We start from the raw sequence: 23,230 nt of genomic DNA, 5'->3' as shown, positions 1-23,230 counted from the left end.
CTTCCCAATTCGAGGTCCTCGGGGTCGTGTCAGGAGTTGCCGTCACAAAGATACGTCAGCGGCGTCGGGCGGCTACCTCCCGGACTCCGCATTCTGGGCCGGGTCACAGCACGGGCCAGAGGCTGCGACTCAGATCCAGCGAGAACGTCCAGCGACCGTTGCGCAGCCCACGGGCCACGTCCACGCGGAGCAGGTCGAAGAGCCCGATGGCACCCACGCCCAGTGCCGGCGACCAGCCGGAGCGCCCGCCAAGGTCGTCGTGCACCCAGACGGCGTGGGCGAAGGGCGCGAGAACCAGGCTCCCCGGCACGCGTCCGAAGCGGCCCAGGTCGATCGGGACGAACGGAATGCGGCGCTGCAGTTCCACACGCTGGCTGAAGCCGGCGCGGCCGGCGAAGGCGTGGAACTCGTAGCCTGGGCCACTCACCGGGCCGCCGAGCAGGACGCGATCCTGCAGCGGCACACCGCCGGCGCTGGTGGCGGCGGCAATGCTCCGCAGCCGCAGGCGCGTGCCGCCGAGTGGGTACGAGAGTTCTAGGTCGATGCCCGCACGGAGCAGGCTGCCTTCTGCCGAGCCGTCGCGCAGCGCCCACTGGCTGCCGCCGAGGCGGCTGGTGAATCGCCAATCGGAATCGAGCAGCGCACCCACGGCCGCCGTGCGCCCGAGCGATCCGCTGCGCTCGTAGCCGAGCGTGAACAGGTCGCGCGTGAGCGCGGCGGCGGGCAGCGTGGGCTCAAAGCGACCGAAGGCCGGCGTGGCGCGCTGCTCCAGCGCGCGCTCGTTCTGCCTCCGCCACTCCAGCGACCAGCGACCGCGCCCCGGCGGTGCCCACTGCGCACGCAGCGCGCCGCCCACGGCGCCGATGGGCTGGGTCCAGTCGCTGCCGAACTCCTGCGCCGCAAGGGTATTCCTGACACCGCTGACCTCGGGCACTTCGCCGAGTTGCTGCCAGTCGTCGAAGCCCTCGACGGTGAGCGACCAGCCCGAGGCCCGCTGCCAGGCGAGGCTGCCCCGCCCCTTGGCTCGCTCATCGGCGCTGCCGTAGCGCCCGAGCACGCGGGCCGTGAATCCGCCGCCGAGCCGCTGCGAGAGCCCAGCGCCGAAGGCGAGGCCCTCCACACGGTCGCCGCGCACGAAATCCGAGATCCGCCCTGCCGCGAGATTCGCGCCACGCGTGCGCAGCAGTGCCGCCTCCTGCACCAGGCGACGCGCTTCCTCCTGCACCGCGCGCACCTCGACGTCGTCGAGGGCGCGCGCGTCGTCGGGGATGGCATCGAGCACGCTGCCGCTGAAGGCGGGGTGCTGCCGCAACTGCGCTGGCGGGCCGGCTTCGACGATCTCGCCGCCGAGGAACAGCGGTGCGGGCAGCGAGCGATTGGTCTCGACGCAGCAGATTTCCCAGCGGCCGCGGATGATGCCCTTGGCGGGGAAGTCCATCCAACTGGCGGAGCGGCGGATCTCGATCTCCTGGCGGCGCGGCAACCAGAAGCGTCCGTCCACGAGGCCGTTTTCGAGGATCACGGACACGTCGTCGAGCTGCCGGTCGCGCAGGGCGGCGCGCGTGAACGAGAAGGTCATCCGCACCACGCTGGAGGTGGCGCGGTCGATGTACAGCGCGCCGACGGCGGCGGGGCGGCGGGGATCCTTGGGCCGCACGTCCACCATCAGGACGTTGAGGTCGAGGCCGGTGCCGCGGATGACCAGCGAGTCGGCGATGGCGTAGTCGTACACCAGCGGACCCGCCGGGCTCAGCGGGTGGATGACGTCGAGCACTTCGTCGCCGTCCCCGAGGCGGATGATGTCGGGGAAGTTGTTCTGGATGATGCCGAGGTGGTCGCGGTGGTAGGCGAGGTCCGTGGGGAGCAGCAGGGTATCGCGGCGACCGACGATGCGTTGCTTGCTGCGGTCGGGCGCGCCCCAATAGACTTCGAGCTCGATCTGGTCGGCCTTGACGACGACCGGGCGCGAGAGGAATCCGTCGCCGAACTGGGCGAGGAAGGTGAGCGTGCCGGAGGCGCGGGCGGTGTAGTCGCGCAGCGCGGTGTCCGCGAGCTGGACGCTGCGCCGTTGGATGGCGGCACCGACGAGTTGCTGGGTGCGTTCGTCGTTCCAGTCCGCCTGGGCGGCGAGCGGGACGGTGGCGCCGGCGAGGGCCAGGGCGGCCGCGGCGAGCGCCGCGCGCTGGAGTGGCATCATTCAAAGATTGCGGAGCGTATGGGCAGTCACAACCGCGCGGGGGAAGTCGCGCAATGAGTTTCGAGGCCTTCGCCGCCCGTGCGCGCGCGGGTGGGCTGGTGCCCGTGTGGCGCGACATCCTGCTGGATGGCGACACGGCCGTGGGCGCGTTCCACCGGCTGCGGCAGGGGCCCTTCGCCTTCCTGCTGGAATCGGCCCCTGCCGGCAGCGAGACCTGGGCGCGGTACTCGTTCTTCGGCACGGAACCTCGCGGCGCCTGGCGCCTCAGCGACGGCGTAGTCGAAGACTGGTCGCCGGCGCAGGGCTGGCACGGGGCGCGCCGGCCCGATGACCCCTTCGCCGACCTGCGCGCGCAGCTCGTGCAGCACGCCCCCGTGGACGTGCCGGAGCTGGGGCCGTTCTGGGGCGGCGGCGTGGGCTTCTTCGGCTATGACGTCGTCCGCCACATCGAGCGCCTGCCCGACGCGCCGCCGCGCGGCATTCCCTGCCCCGATGCGCTGTTCCTGCTCACGGGCACGGTGGTCATCGTGGACAATCTCAAGGCGCAGGCCCGCGTGGTGGCCAGCGTCGCCGTGCCGGCGACGCCGAGCGATTCCGCGCTGCGCGACGCCTACGCGCAGGCCGAAGGGGAGATCGCCGCGACCGTCGCGCGCCTGCGCAGTGGCCCCGCGCTGCCGCCGCTGGAGCTCGACGGCGATGCCGCGCCCGCCGCAGGCGAGTCGAACACCACGCGGGAGCGCTTCCTGGAGCACGTCGGCCGCATCAAGGAGCACATCCTCGCCGGGGATGTCTTCCAGTGCCTGCTGGCGCGGCGCATCAGCCTGCCGCGGGACTTTGACGGTACGGCGCTGTACCGCGCGATCCGGGTGCTCAATCCGTCGCCGTATATGTTCCACCTCGTGCTCGAGGACCTCGAGCTGGTGGGCAGCTCGCCGGAGTTGCTGGTGCGCGTGGCGGACGGGAAGGTGGTGGTGCGGCCGATCGCGGGCACGCGGCCCCGCGGGACGACGCCCGAGGAAGACGCCGCGCGCGGCGCCGAGCTGCTCGCCGACCCCAAGGAACGCGCCGAGCACGTGATGCTGGTGGACTTGGGCCGCAACGACGTGGGGCGCGTGGCGCGCTATGGCAGCGTGACGGTGCCGGACCTGATGGTCGTCGAGCGCTACTCGCACGTGCTGCACCTGGTGAGTTCGGTGGAGGGCATCCTGCGCGACGCGAGCTCGGCGCTGGCGACGTTCCAGGCCGTGTTTCCGGCCGGGACGATGACCGGCGCGCCCAAGGTGCGGGCGATGCAGCTGATCGACACGCTGGAGCCGGAGCGCCGCGGCCCGTATGCGGGCGCGGTGGGGCACATCGGCTGGGGCGACGCCCGGATGGACCTCTGCATCACCATCCGGACCTGCGTGCTGGCCGGCGACCGCGCCAACGTGCAGGCGGGGGCCGGCATCGTGGCCGACTCGGACCCCGCGGCGGAGTGGGAGGAGACCGCCGCCAAGGCCCGCGCGATGCTGACGGCCATCGGACGGGTGCGAGGGGGCCGCGCCTAGGTCATATTTGGACAATGCACTTTCGCCTGATCGGCGTCGGGAACGACTTCAAGTTCGAGCTCAAGGGCGCTGGCCCGCACAGCGTGGGGCGCGCGGTGTCCAACGAGTGCCCCGTCGTGGACCCGACGGTCAGCCGCAAGCACGCGGACCTGAAGCTGACCGAGAACGGCATCGAGATCACCGACGCCGGCTCGAGCAACGGCACCTTCGTGAACGGGGTGCGCGTGGACTCGACGCACGCCGCGCCGGGCGCCGAGATCACCTTCGGCAAGGTGGTGTTCAAGCTGGAGAAGGTGGAGGCGCCGGCACCTGTCGCCGCCGCTCCGCCAGCGCCACCCAAGCCGGCCGGCGCGACGATCGTCCGGCAGATTCCCAAGACGGGTGAGCAAGGCGCGCTGAGCGGCGACTCAGGCTCGGTGAACAAGGCGATGGCCGCCAGCGCCGACCCGGCCGAGAAGGACCGCCGCAAGCTGGCCATCCTGCTCGAGGTCGCCAAGGGCCTGACCAAGGCCACCGACGTGCACGGCCTGCTGGTGAAGATCGCCGAGTATGCGTTCCAGACGCTGGAGGCCGACCGATGCGCCATCCTGCTGATGGACCGCGACGGCCACCTGCATCCGCAGATCTCGCGCGACCGCCGCGGCGCCGCCGCCAGCGGCGACGTGCCGCAATCGATCGCCACTCAGGCGGTGGTGGACAAGGTCGCCATCCTGACGGACGACGCCGGCGACGACCAGCGCTTCACCGGCCAGTCGATCGTGCTGCAGAAGGTGCGTTCGGCGATGTGCGTGCCGCTGATCGGCAGCGAGAACAAGGCGCTGGGCGTGATCTACGTGGACAACTTCTCGCTCAAGCGCTTCGGCGAGACGGACCTGGACTTCCTGATCGCCTTCTCGGGCATCGCGGCGGTGGCGCTGGAGAACGGGCAGTTCGCCGAGCGCATCAAGGCCGAGATGCTGGCGCGCAGCAACTTCGAGCGCTTCTTCACGCCGCACCTGGCGGCGCGCATCGCGAGCAGCCCGGACGCGGTGAAGCTGGGCGGCGACAAGCGGCGCGTGGCCGTGCTGTTCAGCGACATCCGCGGCTTCACGGCGCTGTCGGAGACGATGAACCCCGACACGATGGCGCGCTTGCTGACGGAGTACTTCACCGAGATGGTGGAGTGCGTGTTCCGTCACGGCGGCACGCTGGACAAGTTCATCGGCGACTCGGTGATGGCGCAGTGGGGCGCGCCGATCGGCGAGCCGGACGATTGCGACCGGGCGATGCTGGCGGCGCTGGATATGATCACTGAGCTGGAGCGCCTCAACGCCCGCTGGGCCAGCGAGGGCCGTCCGCAGCTGCAGATCGGCATCGGCTTGAACGTGGGCGACGTGTTCGCCGGCAACATCGGCAGCGACCGCCGCCTGGAGTACACGGTCATCGGCGACCCGGTGAACGTCGCCAGCCGGCTGTGCAGCAAGGCCGGCCCGGGCGAGATCCTGCTCTCGGACCACTTCCGGCAGTCGCTGGGCTCGCCGCCACCGCTCGAGGAGCTGCCGCCGATGGAGCTCAAGGGCAAGAGCCAGGCCCTGCCGGTCTTCCGCGTCAAGCGGTGAGTGACGCGGGGCCGGCTGCCCCCGCCGGCTACCGGCGGCTGGACCTGCGCGACGCGACGGTGATCGCGCGCCACGACGCCGTGCGCGGCGTCGAGGATGCGTTGCAGGAGACGCGCACGCTGCACTGCTGGGCGGCCACGGTGCCTGGCGCGAGGCCGTTTCAAGGGCGCGCGACGGCTTGGGGAACCACGCTGCCGCGCGGCGGCCCGGCGGTGGTGGTGCGGCACGCGCGGCACGGCGGGATGTTTGCGGCCATCACCGGCGACCGCTTCCTCTGGCCCGGCCGTGCACCCTGGGAGCTGGAAGCCAGCGAGCGCCTGCGCGCCGCCGGCGTGCCCACGCCCGCGGTGGTGGCCTACGCGCTGTACCCGGCGGGCCCGGGCTTCTGCCGCTGCGACGTCGCCACGGCGCGGCTCCCCGACGGCGGCGACTTTCCCGACCTCTGGCGCACGGCGGACGCCACGACGCGCGACGCGATGCTCACCGCCGCCGCGTCGTTGGTACGCGCGCTGGGCTTGGTCAACGCGCACCACGAGGACCTCAACGCCAAGAACGTGTACCTGGCGCGCGAAGGCAGCGGCTGGCGCGCCTACGCGCTAGACGTGGACCGCGTGCGTTTCCTGCGCGACGGAGACGGCCGCGCCACCGCCCTCAACCTCGCGCGGCTCACGCGCTCGCTGCGCAAGGCGCGCCAGCAGTTCGGCCTCGCCATCAGCGACGAGGAAATCGCCGCACTCGAGGCACGCGCGCTGCGCCGGCCCTCGCAGGGAGACGCGCCGTGACGTTGGCGGTGCCGATGGACCGCATCGCGATCGTGATGATGTCGGCCGTCGGCGACAGTGTCCACGTGCTGCCGGTGCTGACGGCGCTCAAGCGCGCGCGGCCGGCCTCGAAGATCACCTGGTTGCTGCAGCCCGGGCCGGCCTCGCTGGTGCAGGGGCACCCGGACGTAGACGAGATCGTTCCGTTCCACTACGGCACGGGACTCTCGGCGTACACCGAACTGCGCCGCGCGTTGGCCAACCGCCGCTTCGACCTCGCGCTGGCCCTGCAGGTATCGCTTAAGGCTGGCCTCGCACTGCACTTCGTCCACGCGCCGGTGAAGCTGGGCTTCGACCGCGCGCGCGCCCGCGACCTCAACTGGCTGTTCACGACGCACCGCATCCCCGCCGGACCGCGACGGCACGTGCAGGACCAGTACTTCGAGTTCCTCGCCCACCTCGGCGTACCGCACGCGCCCGTGACCTGGAACCTCGGTCCGTACGAACACGAGCGCGCGGCGCAGCAGGCCCTTGTCGAGGAGATCGGCGCGCCGTACGCGGCCATCGTCTGCGGCACCAGCGATCCCGACCGCGACTGGCTGCCCGATCGCTGGGCCGCGGTCTGCGATGCGCTCACGCGCGACTACGGCCTGCGCCCCGTGCTCGTGGGCGGCCCGAGCCCGCGCGAGCAGGCCACCGCCGCGGCGATCACGGCGGCCGCACGCACGTCGAAGCCCTTCAACGCACTCGGACGCGGCGGCCTGCGCGGCCTCGTCGGCATTCTCGATGCGGCGGCGCTGGTGCTCTCGCTCGACACCGCGCCGATGCACATCGCCGTGGCGCTGGGCAAGCCGGTGATCGGCCTAATGTCGCAGGCCGATCCCAAGCGCACCGGCCCCTACGGCCGCGGGCTGGACCTCGTGGTGAATGCCTTCGCGGACGCGAGTGATCCTCCGGACGAGGTGATCTGGGAACGCCGCCGCGGCCGGATGGGGCGCATCAGCGTGGACGACGTGCTCGAGCGCCTGCAGCGCTGGAAGGCGGGCGCGCGATGAACCGCGAGACCACCGCTCCGTTTGCACAGGTGCCGCTGGACCGCGTGCTCATCGTGATGCTCGCCGCCGTCGGCGACGCGGTGCACGCACTGCCGGTGGTGAACGCCATCAAACGCAGTCACCCGGCTGCGCGCATTTCTTGGGTGATGCAACGCGGGGCGCTCACGCAGTTGCTCACGGGGCATCCGAGCATCGACGACGTGATTCCCTTTGACCGCGCCGCCGGCTGGCGCGGCTTCGCCGCCGTGCGCGCGCTGCTGCAGCAGCGACGATTCGATCTCGTGCTGGTGCTGCAGCCCTACCTCAAGAGCGGCATCGTGGCCTCGTTCGCGCCGGCGCCGGTTCGCCTCGGCTTTGACCGTGCACGCGCCCGCGATCTCTCCTGGCTGTTCAGCACGCACCGCCTGCCGCCGCATCCGCTGCAGCATATGCAGGACCAGTACCTCGAGTTCCTCGCTGCGCTCGGCGTTCCGGCACAACCGCTTGAATGGAAGATCGGCCCGTGGAACGACGCCGAGCGTGCGTGGCAGGACCAGTTCTTTGCGCGCTTCGATCGCCCCGTCGCGCCCCTCGTCGTCGCGACGAGCAAGGCAGCAAAGGATTGGCCCGCCGAACGCTGGGCGGAGGTGAGCGATGCGCTGTGGCACGACTTTGGCCTGCAGCCGCTGCTCGTGGGCGGACGCTCAGCGCGCGAGGTCGAAGCCGAACGCGTGATCTTCGAGCGCGCGCGCGTGCGGCCCGCCAGCGCCCTCGGCGACGGCGGCCTGCGCGGCCTCGCGGCGATCATCGAGCGCAGCGCGCTGGTGATTTCGCCTGACACTGGCCCGCTGCACCTCAGCGTGGCGCTGGGGACGCCGGTGATCTCACTGCTCGGCTACACCAATCCCAAGCGCGTCGGACCGTACCGGAGGTTCGCTGACCTGGCGATTGATGCGTACGCGGAGCCGGGGGAGGAATACGCGGCGAGTATGGAGAATCGGGCGGGGCGGATGGAGCGGATAACGGTGCGAGAAGTGCTGGAGCGGGTGGAGCGGTGGGTGAGAGATTACAGGACGGATGACGGATGACGGAAGCCACAAGAAAGGGCGGCACGCCGAATCATCGGTGTGTCGCCCCTGACTGCAGCGTCCGTCATCCGTCTTCCGTCCTATTTATGCCCCAGCGAGTACACATACGCCGCCACCGCCCGCGTGCGCTCCTCGGTCAGCGTCACGCCCCCGTACGGCGGCATCACGCTGTTGAACTCCTTCGGGGTCATCACGCCGGCCTTGATGGTGTTGTAGATGCCCTCGAAGGAGCCGTCGCTGTGCAGCCAGTTGCCGTCGGTGAGGTCAGGCGCGGCGGCGCCGGCCTTGCCCCCGGCGCCGTGACAGGCCTGGCAGGAGCTCGCGCCCACCTTGCCGTGGAAGATCGAGTCACCGAGGGCGATCATCGCTGGCGTGATGGACGCGGGATCGAACGAGGCCTGCGCGACCGTAGCGGCCGGGGCGGCGGAGCCGGCGCTACGACCGGCGTCGGAGCCTTCCTTGCCACCGCAGGCGACGAGCGCCGCGATGAACGTGAAGGCAATGGTGTGGCGAATCATCGGGATACTCCGTTGGGGGTACGCTAGAAGTCGCGCCGCAGGAAGCGACGCCGGGCGAGCAGGATGGGCAGCGCCGTCCACAGGGCCAGCGCGGCGATGGCGATGCTGGGGCCCAGCGCGCCGCCGAAGACCCGGCGGAACAGCGCACCGGTGTAGCCGAGCAGCGCGGCGGTATCGAGGCCCGTGAGGACGAGCACGCGCGCCACGTCCACGGGGTTGCCGAGCATCAGCGCGAGCATCGGCTTCTCGAGCGGCCACGCGCCGAGCAATGAGACCACGGCGAGCACGCCGCCGTCATAGCCGATGGTGAGCAGGAACCACGCGCCGAGCGACAGGGACATCCCCTTGAGGCGATCGTCGCTGCCGAGGGCGATGGCCATCGCGAGCGCGGCGAAGGCGGCCGTGAGGAAGGTGCCGGCCACGGCGAGTGAGACGAGCGCGGCCACGGGCGCTTGGGCGCCCGCCCCGTGCAGGAGCAGCGGCACGCCGACGCCCAGGAGAAACGCCGCCGCCAACGGCAGCGTGAGCCCGAGATACAGGCCACTGAACACCGCCGTGCGCGGCAACGGCTGCGCGAGGAGCAGCTCGATGAACTCGCGCGAGGCGTAGACGTGCATCGTGCCGAAGACCAGCGCCACCAGCGGCACGAGCAGCAGCGTGGCGTTGAGCAGCGAGAGCACGACTTGCTGACCCGCGCCGCCGAAGACGAAGAGCAGCTCGGCGATGGCGGCGAGACCGAGGCCGTAGGCCAGCAGCCAGCGATTGCGGGCGAGGTCACGCACGCCGGCGCGCAGGACGAGCAGGAAGGGGCTCACGCGCGGCCTCCGCTCGAGACCTTGAGGCCGCGCAGCAACGCCGCAATGGCCGGCTCGAGGCGCCTCGTGCCCGTCGCCGCCAGCAGGGCCGGCACCGGCCCGGCGAAGCGCAGGTGGCCCTCGGTGAGGAAGGCGACGTCGTCGGCGAGTTCTTCGAGCTCGCTCAGGATGTGCGAGGTGATCAGCACGGTGCGGCCCTCGCTGCGCACGCTGCGGAGCGCGTGCTTGAGGAGACCGGCCGCGATCGGATCCAGGCCCGCGGTCGGTTCATCCAAGATGTAGACGTCCGGGCAATACAGCCACGCCGCGGCCAGCGAGACTTTCTGGCGCCATCCGCCGCTGAGCGTACCGACCGGCGTCTCCCACTCGGCGCGCAGCGAGAACGCGTCGAGCAGGGACTCGTCGGTGGCGGTACCGGGCCGCAGCGCGCGCAGCATCGCGAAGACCTCGCCGACGGCGAGGTTGGCGGGGAAGTGCGGCGCCTGCGGCGCATAGCCCAGCCGCGCGCGATAGCGACCATCGCGGTCCACGACCTTGCCGTCGAGCAGCAGGCGGCCGGCGTCAGGGCGCGCGAGCCCGAGGATGCACTTGATCAGCGTCGTCTTGCCGGACCCGTTGGGCCCGACCAGCGCCGTGATGCGTCCCGGCTCCAGCGCTAGCGAGACGCCGTCGAGCACCGGGCGCGTACCGTACGATTTGCGGAGTCCGTCGAGCGAGATCATTGCGGGGGCCTCATCAAGGGCGCAGTGTCGGCCAACGGGGGCGTGAGCACCGGGAACACGCGCTCGGCGGCGTCGAGCACCACGGTGACGGGACTGCGCAGCATCAGCAGCGCCGCCGGATGCTTCTCCACCACGAGGGCAAAGAAGCGCACCGGGCGGAAGGGCACGTCGCCGCGCCCGTCGCGGTCGAGGTCATAGCCGCGGTACCCATCCCACCAGTTGCCCTCGAAGGTGGAGCGCACGGTTCGGCTGTTGGTGGCGACGTCGAAGGCGTTGCCGACGAAGCGGTTGGCCGTGAAGTGGTTGTCGAGCGCGTCGGCCATCAGGCGCACGGCCCAGCCATTGCCGCGGAACTCGTTGCCGGTGATCTCCAGGCGCGAGGCGCCCTCGAGGTAGAGGCCGGTGGAGCTGCCGACGAAGCGGTTGCCGACCAGACGTCCGTCCGTGATCTCTTTGAGCAGCAGCGCGTAGGCGGCGCTGCCGGTGGCGTCACGGAAGTCGTTGCGCTCCATCTCGATGGCGCGGCTATACATCACCGCGACGCCGGCGCCGTTGCGCACGAAGGCGTTGCGCGCGTAGCGGCAGGAATCGGAGAACATAAAGTGCAGCCCGTACCGGGCGTTCTCCTCGCTGATGTTGTCCTCGGCGACGGCGCCGCGCGAGAACTCGAAGTAGATGCCGTCGCGCTGGCCGCGCACGCGGTTGCGCAGCACTTGGATGCCGGTGGAGTGCCAGAGATGGATGCCGTTGCCGTTGGAAGACTCCCCCGCCCCGCCGCCGCGGATGTCGTTGTCGCGCACGACGCAGTCGAGCGCCCGCTGGAGGTAGATCGCGAAGAGCGACTCGGTGAATTGGTTCTCCGCAACAATGCAGCGCGCGGCCTCGACGACGCGCAGGGCCGAGCGGTCCTCCATATGGGCGACGCCCGTGTTCGTAAACGCGAAGCCGCGCACGGTCACGTCGTCGGCGCGGATCTCGACGAGCTCGCGCTGACCTTGGCCATCGAAGATGGCGCCCGGCTCGCCCTGCAGCGTCACGCCGTCGGTGCGGATGACCAAGGTCGCTTCGCGGTAGGTCCCGGCCCGCACGCGGATGGTCGCACCGGGTGCTGCGGCGGCCAGTGCCGCGGTGACGGTCGTATAGCGCGCGCCCGCCCCGACCACGAGCTCCTGCGCCGGCATCGCGGGTGCGACGGCGGCGCCGAGCGCGAGCAGCCGGAGCGCGCGCACGTCAGTGACCGTGGGCGCGGATGCCCGCGCTGTCGCTGCGGATGGCGTCCCAACTCACGGGAGTGCCGCCGAGCGTTGCGCGCGCCGCCGTCGCCGCCTGCGGCGAAGCGAAGGCCACCACGCGACCCATCGGCCCGCGGAGGGACGCGTCGATCAGGAAGCCCGCGTCGTGTACCTCCACCCAGGTTCCTGGCCGCTCGGCGTCGAGCACCCACACCGAGGCCAGCGTGCCGGCGTCCGTGCCTGCGAGGAAGCCTCCGAGGCATTCGGGTGCGTCGAACACCAAGTGGCGACCCGTGGTCGTGATCACCTGCGCACCAAAGCGTGCGTCGGTGATCTCCATCCGGCAGTAACCGCACTGGTCGTCGCCAAGGACGATGTCGCGCGGCGCGCGCGCAGAGCAGGCGCCGAGCGTGAACAGTAGGAGCAGCGCGGCACTCATCGGAGTGGCGGAGCCAACGCCCGCACGCTCACCCGTTGCCTGCCGGCCACGGCGCGAGTCCACGATCGCGAGGCCGACGAGCAGCGCCCCCAGCGTGAGCGCGACGCCGCCGCCGCTGGGCCAGGACTTGGCCTTGAAGTTCAGCAGCTTCTTGGTGCCGATCAGCGGGGGCTGGTACGTCATCCCCGGGATCTTGATGATTGCCACTTCCTGGTCGAGGTCGTGGCCGTAGTCGTAGCCCCAGCGCCAGTAGTCGTACAACCCGGCGCTGAGGATGAGGGCCAGCGCGCCGCCGTACACGTACAGCGCGGCGCGCTTGCCCATCGCGGCGACGGCGAGGCCGCCGGCGATGAGTCCGGCCAGGATCCAGGGCATCCACTTCAGCTCCGGGATCGCGTCGGGCTCGATCGCCTTCATCCCGATGTAATGGTTGAGGTTGTTGATGCTATTGAGGTCATTGGGCTTGAGGCCGTCCACCCCGTTGATCGTGATGAACATCCCGAGGCCCTCCGGATACTGCGGCGCGATGAGATCCACGCGCCACAGCGGGAGCACGTAAGCGGCCGACATCACCAGCGCCGCGATCGCCACCATCCAGCGGGCCCGGGAGGTCATCTCAGCGCCCTCCGGCGCGCGTCGGCGCCCGATTGCCCGTGGTGCCCGTCAGCGCGACGGTCGAGCCGCGCGGCGACACCCGCACGTACCCCTGCATCTCCTGGTGCAGCGCCGAGCAGAAGTCGGTGCAATAGAAGGGGTACACACCCACGCGTTGTGGCACCCAGCGGAGCGTACGCGTCTCACCCGGCATCACCAGCAGCTCGGCATTGTTCGCGCCCAGGATGGCGAAGCCGTGCGGCACGTCCCAGTCCTGCTCGAGGTTGGTGACGTGGAAGAGCACCGTGTCACCGACCATCACGCCCTCGATGTTGTCCGGGGTGAAGTGGGAGCGGATGCTCGCCATCCGGACGTGGACCGTACCACCGCGTCGCTCAACGCCGCTCTCACGCTCCGCACGGATTGCGCGCGGGTGCCGGTTCTCGGCCAGCGCGTAGAAGCGCTTCTGGTTCTCGCGCACCAGCCGCGCTTCGATCGCGTTGGCGTAGTGCGGCTCGCCGTGCGTCGGGAAGTCGAGCAGCAGCTGCATCCGTTCGCCGGTGATGTCAAAGAGCTGGGCCGAGTGGGCGAGCTCGGGGCCCGTCGGCAGGTAGCGGTCCTTCGTGATCTTGTTCATCGCCAGTGCATAGCGGCCGTAGGGCTTCCGCGTGCCGCCGCCGGGAATCATCAGGTGGCCCACCGAGTAGTAGGTCGGCTGCCGGTCCACGACTTCCCAGGTGCCGAGGCGCCACTTCACGATCTCGGACGAGAGGAACATCGAGGTGTAGGCGTAGCCCTTGCCGTCGAACTCCGTGTGGAGGGGGCCGAGGCCCGGCTCCTGCACTTCGCCCGCGAGCGTCGCGTTGTACTTGAGCACCGGGATGCCCTCGAGCTCGCCTTCGAACTCCTTGGCCTGGATGGCCGCGAGCATCTTGGTGGCCGAGTGCACCGGGATGATGGCGGCCAGCTTGCCGCCGGCCACGATGTACTCACCCGTCGGATCCACGTCCGCACCGTGCGGCGACTTCGGCGTCGGGAGGAAGTACATCACCCCCGGGCAGTCTGCCGGCGTGAGCTGCAGGACGGAGGTACGGCGCTCGGAGATGGCCGTCCGCGTGAACTCGTCCATAAAGTTGTGGCGATAGTCCACCGCGGCGCGGCGGCCCTTGCCCTGGCGCACGCAGGCCTCGGCGGCGCGGTAGTTCACCGCGGCGATGTAGTCCTTGTCCGCCTGCGAGGCGTTCACCTCGAGCAGCGTGTTGGCCTGCTCCGAGTTGTACGAGGAGAAGAACATCCAGCCCGCCGAGGGGCCCTTGCCGGCCCGGGCGAGGTCGTAGTTGAAGCCCGGCACGATCAGCTGGAAGGCGATGTCCATCTTGCCCGGCTGGTCGGCCGTGATGAACGAGATCTGTCCGCGGAAGTGCCGCTTGTACTCGGCGATCGGCACGTCGCGGTTGGGCACCGGAATCGAGAAGCGCGTCGAGGAGACGATGTACTCCGTGTTCTCCGTGACGAAGGGCGAGGCGTGGTTGCCCGCCGCGTTCGGGATCTCGAGGATCTCGTTGGTCTCGAAGGTGTGCAGGTCCACGCGGGCCACGCGCGGCGTGTTGTTGCCGTTCACGAAGATCCAGCGGCCGTCATCCTCGCCGTTGGTCTGCGAGAGCGCCGTGTGGTGCAGGTCGTCCCAGGGGATGAAGCCATAGGACGTCTCCAGCATCGGCTTCGTCTCTTCGGAGTAGCCCCAGCCGTTCTCGGCGTTCTGCGAGAACACCGGCACCACGCGCAGGAGGCGGCCGGAGGGGAGACCATAGACGCCCAGCTGGCCGGAGAAGCCGCCGGAGAGGAAGGCGTAGAGCTCGTCGTACTCGCCGGGCGCCACATAGACACGCTGCGCATTGCTGGCATTACCGGCGAGGGACGACGTGCGGTCGCCCGCACAGGCATACCCGACCCCGACGGCTCCGAGGAGCGCGACGCCGAGGATCAGGCGGTTACGGGTGAGGGACATAACGACCTCGAGAGTGGAAGGGGGGTGTCGCCGGCGGGAGGGACTTGTGCCGGACGCGTCAAAGGTGCATTTTACTTGCACCTTTCATCCAGTCCGGATTCTCCGGATTCTCTGTCAGGCTTCTCCCTAAGGAGACCACGCAGGATGCGGCTCACTCGGCATTCCGACAACGCGCTCCGCGCCCTGATCTACCTCGGCATTCACTCCGCCGACGGTCCGGCGCGCATCACCGACATCGCCCGGCGGATGGGGATGAGCGAGGACCACCTGGCCAAGGTCGTCGCCCGGCTCGCCCAGCTTGGGTACGTGGAGACCCTCCGCGGCCGCGACGGCGGCGTGCGGCTGGCCAAGGCCGCCGAGCAGATCGTCGTCGGCGCCGTGGTCCGCGCCACTGAGGACAATCTCAACTTGGTGGAATGTTTCGATCCGGAAACCAACCAGTGCCCCATCGCGCCTGCCTGCGCGCTGGCGCCCGCACTCGACGAAGCCTTGACCGCATTCCTGCAGGTGCTCGACCGCTACACTCTGGCCGACCTCATCGCGAAGCCGCGCAGCCTCACGAGGCTTCTCGCGTCCTAGAGGCGCAGTTGTAGTTGTAGTTGCCGCCCCCTTCCGTCCTCCGTCCTCCGTCCCAATTCACAGCATGGACTGGTTCGTCCGCGCCTTCATCAAGTCCAGCCTCGTCTGGCTCTCCCTCGCCGTGCTGCTCGCGCTGGCGATGGCGCTCGTGCCCACGCTGACCGTGTACCGCACCGCCCACCTGCACCTCGCGCTGCTCGGCTTCGTCGCGCAGATGATCTACGGCGTGGCGCTGCACGTCATCCCGCGCTTCTTCGGCCAGCCGCTGGTGTACCGACGCGCGGCGGAGGTGCAGTTCTGGGCGGCGCAGAGCGGGCTCGCGGCGCTGGCGCTCGGCTTCATCACGCGCGTGCACGGCTTCGCGGCCGCGAGCGCACTCATCGCGACAGGCGGGATTCTCAGCGCGCTCGCGGCTGGCTGCTTCGTCGTGAACCTGTGGCGGACGATTGATGCAAGTCCGATGGCCGCGGTGCATCAGCGGGTGCGACAGGCTGGGTTGCCTGTGCAGTAGAACGGGAGAAGGGAGACGGGGAGGGGGGTGACGGCGGGGAGGTGGGAGACGGGAGAGGGTTGGGAGAGGCGCTACGGTCGGGAGAGGACGTGTAGACCCTCTCTCGGCCGTCGCGCTTCTACCGTCTCCCTGCCCTCACCCCCCTACCCCCTCCTCTGTCCCAGCGTCAGCCCCACCGCAAACCGATAGATCACCCCCATCCGCTCGAACAGCTCCACCACCCGTCGAGCGCCGAGCCCCATCACGGAGAAGTAGTCCCCCTCCACGCGCTCGACGATCGTCGCGCCCCAGCCTTGGATGCCGTAGGCCCCGGCCTTGTCCATCGGCTCGCCGGTGGCGACGTAGGCCTCGATGTCCTCGTCGCTGAGCGCGCGGAAGGTCACCGTCACCTGCTCCACCGCGCTTTCGGTGCGCGCGCCGTGCGCGACGGCGATGCCGGTGCAGACCACGTGCGAGCGGCCGCTCAGGCGCCGCAGCATCCGCTTGGCGTCCGCCTCGTCCTCCGGCTTGCCGACGATGTCGCCGTCGACAACCACCGTGGTATCCGCGGCGATCACATAGGCCTCCGGATGCCGCGCCGCGATGACCGCCGCCTTCTCGCGCGCCAGTCGCTCGGTGTACGGCACGGCCTCCTCGCCGGCGCGCACGTCCTCGTTGATGTCCGCCGGCATCACCTCGTGGTCGATGCCGACCAGGGCCAGCAGCTCGCGCCGTCGCGGCGACTGCGAGGCGAGGATCACGCGGATGCTCATCGTTCCAGCCACAGGGTCACGGGTCCGTCGTTCACCAGCTCCACGTCCATCATCGCACCGAACTCGCCGGTCTCCACCGTCAGGCCCCGCTCGCGCAGCAGCACGATGAAGCGCTCGTAGAGCGGAATCGCCTGCTCCGGCCGCGCCGCGTCGACGAAGCTCGGGCGGCGGCCTTTCTGCGCGTCGCCGTACAGCGTGAACTGCGACACCACCAACACGCTGCCGCCCACCTCGTCGAGGCCGAGGTTCATCTTGCCCTCGTCGTCCGCAAACAGGCGAAGGCCGTTGACCTTGTCGGCCATCCATCCCGCCTGTGCGGCTGTGTCAGTGTGCGTGAAGCCCACGAGCAGGACGTAGCCACGCGCAATGGCGCCGACCTGGCGGCCGGCGACGCGCACGGAGGCGGAGGAGACGCGTTGGAGGAGGAGACGCATTGGAAGGTTTGAGACTTGAGACGTGGGACGTGAGAGGGAGAAGTGCTCAGCGCTGATCGTGCGCAGGGGCCGCGCACTCCACTTCCGCCGCGTCTCTCACGTCTCACGTCTCAGTTCTCATCTCACAATCGTCCTCGCCCAATCCCAGCCTTCCAACCCCTGCGCGTTCACCGCCTTCACCGCCACGTGCCAGCCCGCGCGCAGCGAATTGAGCGTGATGCGCGGGTTCGTCACATTGGCGCTGTACTGCATCGGGTTCTCGGGCGGGCCGTAGCGCACGAGGTAGCGCGCGACACCCTTCTCGCGGGCGGGCTCCCAGGTCGCCGTGTTGCCCTGCGCGACGAGGGCACCGAGCCGCGAGGGCGCGGACGCCATATACATAATCGTCGCGACGGTGGCCTTGCTCGTCTCGGTCAGCTGCCGATGGTTGATCGTCTCGAGCACGTCGTGCACCTGGTGGTAGTGCGGGTTGCCGAGGATCGGGTAGGAGCCGATGCCGGCGATGATGTCGCCCCAGGCGTCGTAGAGCGCCTGCGCGTCGGTGCTCTTGTAGTAGAACGCGTCGTAGGTGATCAGTTCCGAGAAGTGGATTGCCGCCGCGTGCTGCACGTCGCGCAGGCCGGGGTTGCTGTAGCGGATGGTGTTGTCGAGGCGATGGTCGTTGGACCAGCCCATCATATCGTTGTTGAGCGCGCCGACGACGGTGATGGAATCCTTCATCCGGCGCCCGAACTCGCGCGCGCCGCGCAGGCCGGCTTCCTCGCCGGTGAAGGCCACGAACATCACGGTGGCCGGCAGCGGCCGCGTCGCCAGCACGCGCGCGGCCTCGAGGATCATCGCGGTGCCGGAGGTGTTGTCGTCGGCGCCCGGACCCTCGGCGCGCGAGTCGAAGTGCGCGCCGACCACGTACACCAACTCCGGATTCACCGTGCCGGGGATCGTCGCGATGACATTCGCGACCTCGATCTCAGCTCCGGCCACGGTCATAAAGCGCTGCAGCCGCGTCTCGAGGCCGAAGCTCTCATACGTCCGCTGCAGCCATTCCGTGGCCTTCCAGTTGCCCGGCTGCGTGATGTGCTTGGAGTCGAAGGCGAAGAGCTGCTTCTGGTACTCATAGATGCGGCCGATGTTCACCTCGCTGGTGGCGGCGCGCACCTGCGTGGCGATCGGCGCAAAGATGCGGCGTCCGTTCTCGCGCAGCGCACGCTCGGCGGTCAAGCTGGCATCCACACGCGCCACGAGCTCGGCGTTGGTCACCTTGCGCGTGAGGTCCATCAACCACAGGTGGCGATGCGGCGTGACGGTATCGCCATCGCGCTCAGCCACGATGGCCACGCGTGAGCCGTCGGGGCTCACCGCCCAATCGTACTCCGGCGCGACGGTGCGCACGGTGTTGTTGTGGTGCAGCCGCGTGCGCTTACCGGCGCGCAGGTCGTACAGGTAGGAGCGCTGGTGGCGCCCTTCGCCCATCACGCCGAGCAGGAGGTCGTTGCTGATGAAGCGCGGCGAGTGGTCGTGCTGGATCTCGCGCGTGATGCGCTTCACGTCTCCGGCCGCGGCCGTGCCGATGGTCCAGAGTTCCCAGTCCTCGCGGTGCATCAGCGGGATGGCGATGCGGCTGCCGTCGGGCGAGATCGCCGGCGCCTGGAAGCGCGTGTCGAGCGTGTACAGTTCGCGCACCGGCGCCTCGCCCACCTTCGCCTTGAGCCGCGGCTGCTCGGCGCTCGCGTCCACCCACGCCAGCGCGCGTCCGTTGGCGCTCCACACCGGCATCACGCCGTCGGTGACCGGCCCCAGCGCGCTGCCGATGAGCTCCGCGAACTTGCCTCCACGCGAGGCCTGCTGCGCGAATCCCGGCAGTTGCCGCGCGAAGGCCCCGCGCTCGCCGAGCAGCACGAGCAGGCGCTGGCCGTCAGGCGAACGCAGCAGTGTGGTCGGATGGCCACCAGCAACCGGGACCTCGCTCCACGTCCCGTTCACCAAATCGCGTACGAGGACACGCGCCGTCGAATCCCCCACCGTCCCGGCCAGCAGCGCCACGCGCGTGGGATTGCTCCCGAACAACGTGACCTGCGTGATGGCCGGTGCATCCACGTTGATGCGCTGCGGCGTGCCGCCGGCGAGCGCGACGTAGCTGAAGCCCGCGCCCGGCGTGCCCGGCGTCAGGTAGCTCAGGTGCCGACCGTCCGCCGAGAAGCTCGGGGCCGAGCCGGGGGTATCGAGCCGCGGCGTGAGGGTCGCACCGTTGGCCGACTGCACCACCAGCCGCCGTGCGGCGCCGAGCCCGATCCCATACGCCAGGTGCCGCCCGTCCGGCGACCACAGCGGCGCGCTGGCATCCTCGGCGACCAGTGCCGTCGTGTAGATCTCGCCCGTCAGCTCGGCGATGCGGTCGTGCAAGGCCGCGCCCTCCGGCATCGCGAGGACGCGCTTCAGCTCGACGAGCGCGGTGTCGTACTTGCCCGCGTCCCACAGATAGTAGGCGTTGTCGAAGCGCTGTGCGGCGCTGGGAGACCGCGTGGCCGGCCGCTGCTGCGCGCCGAGCGGGGCGGTGAGGACGGCGAGGACGGCGGCGAGGGCGAGGGCGGGCGACAGACGGCGCATCGGTTCAGGCTCCCGGAGGTTGGGCGAATCTCAGGGAAGCTAGTCTCGTTCCCGGCCCGGACCAACTGCTGTTCACCACAGAGGGCACAGAGGGCACAGAGAACTGCAACTGCCTTCGAAACTGAACTGCAACGGCTATTCAACGCAGAGACGCAGAGGGGCGCAGAGAACTACAAGTACAATGCTTTGGGGGCCCGCCCCGATAGTTCGGCACGAGCCCCCCAAAAAAGCAGTTGCCGTTCTCTGCGTACTCTGCGCCTCTGCGTTGAACTCAGTTCGCAGTTTGCCGTTCTCTGTGCCCTCTGTGCCCTCTGTGGTGAACGCCGTTATTCGACCGTCACCGACTTCGCCAGATTCCGCGGCTGATCCACGTTCGCTCCCCGCTTGACCGCGATGTAGTACGCCAGCAGCTGCAGCGGCACGCTCGCGAGCACCGGCGTGAGCATATCGACCGTCTCGGGGATGCGGATCTCGTGGTCGACGAGGCCCTCGAGCGCCGGCTCGGCGCGCGACGTGATGATGATCGTCTTGCCGCCGCGCGCCTTCACTTCCTGGATGTTCGACACCAGCTTCTCGAACACGCCGTCGTGCGGCGCGATGAACACCACTGGCATCTTCTCGTCGATCAGCGCGATCGGCCCGTGCTTCATCTCCGCCGCCGGATAGCCCTCGGCGTGGATGTAGCTGATCTCCTTGAGCTTGAGCGCGCCTTCGAGCGCGGCCGGGAAGTTGAAGCCGCGGCCCAGGTACAGGAAGTTGTGCGCGTCCTGGAACTCGTCCGCGATCTGCTCGATTGCCGACGCGCCGTCGAGGATCTGCTGGATCTGCTGCGGCAGCGCCAGCATCGCCTCGGCCAACTGCTTGCCGCGCATCATCGAGAGCGTGCGCTTGCGCGCCAGCTTGAGCGCGAACAGCGCCAACGCCACGACTTGGCTCGTGAACGCCTTCGTCGAGGCCACGCCGATCTCGGGCCCCGCGTGCAGGTAGATGCCGCCGTCGTCCTCGCGGGCGATCGTCGAGCCCACCACGTTCACCAGGCCCAGCGTGTGCGCGCCGCGGCGCTTGGCCTCGCGCATCGCCGCCAGCGTGTCCGCCGTCTCGCCCGACTGCGAGATCACGATGCACAGCGTCGTCGGCGTGATGATCGGGTTGCGGTAGCGGAACTCCGACGCGTACTCCACCTCCACCGGGATGCGGCAGAGGTCCTCGATCATCATCTCGCCGATCAGCGCCGAGTGCCAGGAGGTGCCGCAGGCGGTGATGACGATGTTGTCGATCGCCATCAGTTGCTCGTGCGTCATATTCAGGCCGCCGAGCTTGCTCGTGCCGTCGTCCACGATGAGCCGGCCGCGCATCGTGTTCTCCACCGTCGTCGGCTGCTCGAAGATCTCCTTGAGCATAAAGTGGTCGAAGCCGCCGCGTTCGATGGCGGCCAGGTCCCACTCGATGCGCTCCACGCTGCGCCGGATCGGCACCGCGTTGATGTCCATCACCTTGTACCCGTCCGGCGTCAGCACCGCGAGGTCGCCGTCGTTCAGGTACACCACCTGCCGTGTGTGCGCGAGGATCGCCGACGCGTCCGAGGCCAGGAAGTACTCGCCGTCGCCCACGCCAATCAGCAGCGGCGAGCCCTTGCGCGCCGCGACGATCTTCTGTGGATCCTTGCTGCTCACCACCGCGATGCCGAAGGTGCCCTCCACCTTGCGCAGCGCGCCGATCACCGCCTCCTCCAACGACCCTTCCCACAGCTCCTGCACCAGGTGGGCGATGGTCTCGGTGTCGGTATCCGAGCGGAACGTGTGCCCCAGCTCCGTGAGCTGCTTGCGCAGCACGTTGGCGTTCTCGATGATGCCGTTGTGTACCACCGCCACCGACTCGTCGGTGGACAGGTGCGGATGCGCGTTGCGCTCCGTCGGCGGGCCGTGCGTGGCCCAGCGCGTGTGCGCGATGCCGATCTTGCCGCTCACCGGGTCGGCCGCGAGCGTGCCTTCGAGCTTGGCGATCTTCCCCGCCGCGCGGCGCGTCTCGATGCTCTCGCCATCGAACACGGCGATGCCGGCCGAGTCATAGCCGCGGTACTCGAGGCGCTTGAGGCCTTCGATCAAGAACGGAGTGGCCTGTTTGGGGCCGATGTAGCCGACGATGCCGCACATAAGGGACGGAGGACGGAGGACGGATGCGAACTGCGGAACGTTTCACTTGCTCTCTGGGACGCCTGCGAACACGAATGCTCCTGCATCCGACATTCGTCGTCCGTCCCCTATGTCAACTGCGCCAACAACTCTCGACCGCGCTGTACCATCTGCCGAGCCACCGCCTCTGTCGGCCCCTCCGCGATCACCCGAACGATCGGCTCCGTGCCGCTCGGACGAATATGCACCCAGCGATCGCGCCAGCCGAGCCTGAGGCCGTCCTGCGTATCCGCCTCGGCGTCTGCGAAGGCTTCGCGCAGCGCCTTGTACACTTTATCCAGCGGCTTGGACGGACGGTCGAGCTTGTCCTTGATGATCGCGTAGCGCGGGAAGCGCCCCACGATCCGGCTCAGCGGCTCGGCGTCCTCGTGCAGTAACTGCAAGAGCAGTGCCACACCCAGCGGCGCGTCGCGGCCGAGGTGCAGCTCCGGGAGGATGACGCCCCCGTTGCCTTCGCCGCCGATCACCGCGTCCACCGCGCGCATCTTGAGGGCCACGTTCACTTCGCCCACCGGGGCGCGCACCACGCTCACGCCGTGCTCCGCCGCCATATCGTCCACGATGCGGCTGGTCGAGAGGTTCGTCACCACCGCGCCCTTGCGGTGTCGCAGGACGACACGTGTCGCCAACGCCAGCGTGTAGTCCTCGCCGATCGCGCGGGCGTCGTCGTCCACCAGTGCCAGGCGGTCCACGTCCGGGTCCGTCGCGAAGCCAATCTGCGCGCCCGTCTTCTTCACCAGGTTCTGCAGCGCCACCAGGTTCTCGGCGATCGGCTCCGGCGGCCGCGGGAAGCGTCCGTCCGCCTCGAGCTCGATCGCGTGGACTTCGCAGCCGAGGAGTTCAAGCAGCTTCGGGATCACCACACCGCCAGCGCCACGGCAGGCGTCGTAAGCCACGCGGAACTTGCGCGCGCGGATGCCATCCACGTCGATGAACGGCAGCGCCAGCACCGCGTCCAGGTGCCGCGCCACCGCTTCGCCGTCGAAGTGCACTTCGCCCAGCGCGTCCCACTCGGCATACGGAATGCCCGCATTCACCAATGCGCGCATCTCCGCGCCTTGCGCCGCGCTCAGGAACAGGCCGTCCGGCCCGATGAACTTCAGCGCGTTCCATTCGATCGGGTTGTGGCTCGCCGTGATGCCCAGCCCGCCCGCCGCGTGGTGATGCTCCACCGCCAGCTGCAGCGTCGGCGTCGTCGTGAGCCCGATGTCGATGACATCCGCGCCCACGCTCTCCAGCGCCGCGCGCGTGACCGTATGGAAGAGCGGCCCCGTGACGCGCGAGTCGCGCCCCAGCACCACCGCCGGCCGCCCACCCCGTTCGCGCGCCCGCGCAATCGCCCACGCGCCGAACGCCGCGGCATACCGCGCGACGACTTCGGGCGTCAGCCCGTGCCCCACCCGCCCCCGAATCCCGGAGACGGAGACCATCAGACGAGGATCAGTCATCCCGATAATCTAGACGCCGCGCCGCGAGGCAGCCCAGCGGGTGAGGATTAGCTTGAATCCTGCCGGGCCGTCCCCGTCTCCCGTCTCCCCTCTCCCGTCTCCCACCGTCTCCCCCCCCTCCCAACCATCTCCCGTCTCACCCCCTCCCTCCCGTCAC

General features: G+C 69.6%; 19 protein-coding genes. 7 read left to right on the top strand and 12 right to left on the bottom strand.

The window, feature by feature from the left end; genetic code table 11:
* Window positions 1-103: 103 nt before the first annotated feature.
* The gene (locus KF689_03640) at window positions 104-2,194 is read right to left on the bottom strand and encodes a hypothetical protein (protein MBX3132471.1); all 2,091 of its coding nucleotides are present in this window, start codon (window positions 2,192-2,194) and stop codon (window positions 104-106) included.
* Between the two features lie 56 nt (window positions 2,195-2,250).
* Here KF689_03640 and KF689_03635 point away from each other — a divergent pair, with 56 nt between their 5' ends.
* From KF689_03635 to KF689_03615, 5 genes are read left to right on the top strand one after another with little or no spacing between them, the layout of a single operon-like run.
* Window positions 2,251-3,744, top strand: coding sequence for an anthranilate synthase component I family protein (locus KF689_03635; protein MBX3132470.1), 1,494 nt, complete (start codon window positions 2,251-2,253; stop codon window positions 3,742-3,744).
* 14 nt (window positions 3,745-3,758) lie between these two features.
* On the top strand, window positions 3,759-5,342 hold the full coding sequence (locus KF689_03630) for an FHA domain-containing protein (GenBank protein MBX3132469.1): 1,584 nt from the start codon (window positions 3,759-3,761) through the stop codon (window positions 5,340-5,342).
* Window positions 5,339-6,124: a hypothetical protein gene (locus tag KF689_03625; GenBank protein ID MBX3132468.1), complete on the top strand. Its 786-nt coding sequence runs from the start codon at window positions 5,339-5,341 to the stop codon at window positions 6,122-6,124. Before KF689_03630 ends, KF689_03625 begins: the two co-directional genes overlap by 4 nt.
* Entirely contained in the window at window positions 6,121-7,158 is a 1,038-nt protein-coding gene (locus KF689_03620; protein ID MBX3132467.1) for a glycosyltransferase family 9 protein, read from the top strand. Before KF689_03625 ends, KF689_03620 begins: the two co-directional genes overlap by 4 nt.
* Window positions 7,155-8,225 (top strand): glycosyltransferase family 9 protein, encoded by a 1,071-nt coding sequence (locus KF689_03615; protein ID MBX3132466.1) that lies wholly within the window; start codon window positions 7,155-7,157, stop codon window positions 8,223-8,225. Before KF689_03620 ends, KF689_03615 begins: the two co-directional genes overlap by 4 nt.
* 80 nt (window positions 8,226-8,305) lie before the next feature.
* Here the strand turns inward: KF689_03615 and KF689_03610 are convergent, their stop codons facing one another.
* From KF689_03610 to nosZ, 6 genes are read right to left on the bottom strand one after another with little or no spacing between them, the layout of a single operon-like run.
* Complete coding sequence (locus KF689_03610) at window positions 8,306-8,743, bottom strand: c-type cytochrome (GenBank protein ID MBX3132465.1); 438 nt, start codon at window positions 8,741-8,743, stop codon at window positions 8,306-8,308.
* Between the two features lie 23 nt (window positions 8,744-8,766).
* Window positions 8,767-9,558 (bottom strand): ABC transporter permease subunit, encoded by a 792-nt coding sequence (locus KF689_03605; GenBank protein MBX3132464.1) that lies wholly within the window; start codon window positions 9,556-9,558, stop codon window positions 8,767-8,769.
* Window positions 9,555-10,280 carry an ABC transporter ATP-binding protein gene (locus tag KF689_03600; GenBank protein ID MBX3132463.1) on the bottom strand — a complete coding sequence of 242 codons (726 nt, stop codon included), beginning with the start codon at window positions 10,278-10,280 and terminating at the stop codon, window positions 9,555-9,557. Before KF689_03600 ends, KF689_03605 begins: the two co-directional genes overlap by 4 nt.
* On the bottom strand, window positions 10,277-11,509 hold the full coding sequence (nosD, locus tag KF689_03595) for a nitrous oxide reductase family maturation protein NosD (GenBank protein ID MBX3132462.1): 1,233 nt from the start codon (window positions 11,507-11,509) through the stop codon (window positions 10,277-10,279). The genes KF689_03600 and nosD overlap by 4 nt, the downstream gene beginning before the upstream one ends.
* A 1-nt stretch (window position 11,510) precedes the next feature.
* Window positions 11,511-12,566, bottom strand: a complete 1,056-nt coding sequence (locus tag KF689_03590; protein MBX3132461.1) for a nitrous oxide reductase accessory protein NosL — start codon at window positions 12,564-12,566, stop codon at window positions 11,511-11,513.
* 1 nt (window position 12,567) lies between these two features.
* Window positions 12,568-14,553, bottom strand: coding sequence for a Sec-dependent nitrous-oxide reductase (gene nosZ / locus KF689_03585; protein MBX3132460.1), 1,986 nt, complete (start codon window positions 14,551-14,553; stop codon window positions 12,568-12,570).
* Window positions 14,554-14,697: 144 nt separating this feature from the next.
* Between nosZ and KF689_03580 the strand changes: the two genes are divergently transcribed.
* Together KF689_03580 and KF689_03575 are read left to right on the top strand one after the other, a co-directional pair.
* Entirely contained in the window at window positions 14,698-15,132 is a 435-nt protein-coding gene (locus KF689_03580) for an Rrf2 family transcriptional regulator (protein ID MBX3132459.1), read from the top strand.
* A 64-nt stretch (window positions 15,133-15,196) separates the two neighbouring features.
* Window positions 15,197-15,643, top strand: coding sequence for a hypothetical protein (locus tag KF689_03575; protein MBX3132458.1), 447 nt, complete (start codon window positions 15,197-15,199; stop codon window positions 15,641-15,643).
* A 143-nt stretch (window positions 15,644-15,786) separates the two neighbouring features.
* Here KF689_03575 and maf read toward each other — a convergent pair whose 3' ends face one another.
* The 5 genes from maf to glmM form a co-directional block, all read right to left on the bottom strand.
* A complete protein-coding gene (gene maf, locus KF689_03570; protein ID MBX3132457.1) occupies window positions 15,787-16,395 on the bottom strand; it encodes a septum formation inhibitor Maf in 609 nt (202 codons plus the stop codon).
* Window positions 16,392-16,829 (bottom strand): D-tyrosyl-tRNA(Tyr) deacylase, encoded by a 438-nt coding sequence (gene dtd / locus KF689_03565; GenBank protein MBX3132456.1) that lies wholly within the window; start codon window positions 16,827-16,829, stop codon window positions 16,392-16,394. The genes maf and dtd overlap by 4 nt, the downstream gene beginning before the upstream one ends.
* A 117-nt stretch (window positions 16,830-16,946) precedes the next feature.
* A complete protein-coding gene (locus KF689_03560; protein ID MBX3132455.1) occupies window positions 16,947-19,433 on the bottom strand; it encodes a M20/M25/M40 family metallo-hydrolase in 2,487 nt (828 codons plus the stop codon).
* A gap of 326 nt (window positions 19,434-19,759) precedes the next feature.
* Window positions 19,760-21,586: a glutamine--fructose-6-phosphate transaminase (isomerizing) gene (gene glmS / locus KF689_03555; GenBank protein ID MBX3132454.1), complete on the bottom strand. Its 1,827-nt coding sequence runs from the start codon at window positions 21,584-21,586 to the stop codon at window positions 19,760-19,762.
* Between the two features lie 107 nt (window positions 21,587-21,693).
* Window positions 21,694-23,073 (bottom strand): phosphoglucosamine mutase, encoded by a 1,380-nt coding sequence (glmM, locus tag KF689_03550; protein ID MBX3132453.1) that lies wholly within the window; start codon window positions 23,071-23,073, stop codon window positions 21,694-21,696.
* Window positions 23,074-23,230 lie beyond the last annotated feature (157 nt).

The sequence above is a fragment of the Gemmatimonadaceae bacterium genome, assembly GCA_019637355.1.
Lineage (GTDB): Bacteria > Gemmatimonadota > Gemmatimonadetes > Gemmatimonadales > Gemmatimonadaceae > Pseudogemmatithrix.
This window is presented reverse-complemented; position numbering and strand designations above follow the sequence as displayed.

Coding starts and splice junctions, on each gene's coding strand:
- KF689_03640 (MBX3132471.1), bottom strand. CDS start 2,194: ATGCCACTCCAGCGCGCGGCGCTCGCCGCGGCCGCCCTGGCCCTCGCC.
- KF689_03635 (MBX3132470.1), top strand. CDS start 2,251: ATGAGTTTCGAGGCCTTCGCCGCCCGTGCGCGCGCGGGTGGGCTGGTG.
- KF689_03630 (MBX3132469.1), top strand. CDS start 3,759: ATGCACTTTCGCCTGATCGGCGTCGGGAACGACTTCAAGTTCGAGCTC.
- KF689_03615 (MBX3132466.1), top strand. CDS start 7,155: ATGAACCGCGAGACCACCGCTCCGTTTGCACAGGTGCCGCTGGACCGC.
- KF689_03610 (MBX3132465.1), bottom strand. CDS start 8,743: ATGATTCGCCACACCATTGCCTTCACGTTCATCGCGGCGCTCGTCGCC.
- KF689_03600 (MBX3132463.1), bottom strand. CDS start 10,280: ATGATCTCGCTCGACGGACTCCGCAAATCGTACGGTACGCGCCCGGTG.
- KF689_03590 (MBX3132461.1), bottom strand. CDS start 12,566: ATGACCTCCCGGGCCCGCTGGATGGTGGCGATCGCGGCGCTGGTGATG.
- nosZ (MBX3132460.1), bottom strand. CDS start 14,553: ATGTCCCTCACCCGTAACCGCCTGATCCTCGGCGTCGCGCTCCTCGGA.
- KF689_03580 (MBX3132459.1), top strand. CDS start 14,698: ATGCGGCTCACTCGGCATTCCGACAACGCGCTCCGCGCCCTGATCTAC.
- KF689_03575 (MBX3132458.1), top strand. CDS start 15,197: ATGGACTGGTTCGTCCGCGCCTTCATCAAGTCCAGCCTCGTCTGGCTC.
- maf (MBX3132457.1), bottom strand. CDS start 16,395: ATGAGCATCCGCGTGATCCTCGCCTCGCAGTCGCCGCGACGGCGCGAG.
- dtd (MBX3132456.1), bottom strand. CDS start 16,829: ATGCGTCTCCTCCTCCAACGCGTCTCCTCCGCCTCCGTGCGCGTCGCC.
- KF689_03560 (MBX3132455.1), bottom strand. CDS start 19,433: ATGCGCCGTCTGTCGCCCGCCCTCGCCCTCGCCGCCGTCCTCGCCGTC.
- glmS (MBX3132454.1), bottom strand. CDS start 21,586: ATGTGCGGCATCGTCGGCTACATCGGCCCCAAACAGGCCACTCCGTTC.
- glmM (MBX3132453.1), bottom strand. CDS start 23,073: ATGACTGATCCTCGTCTGATGGTCTCCGTCTCCGGGATTCGGGGGCGG.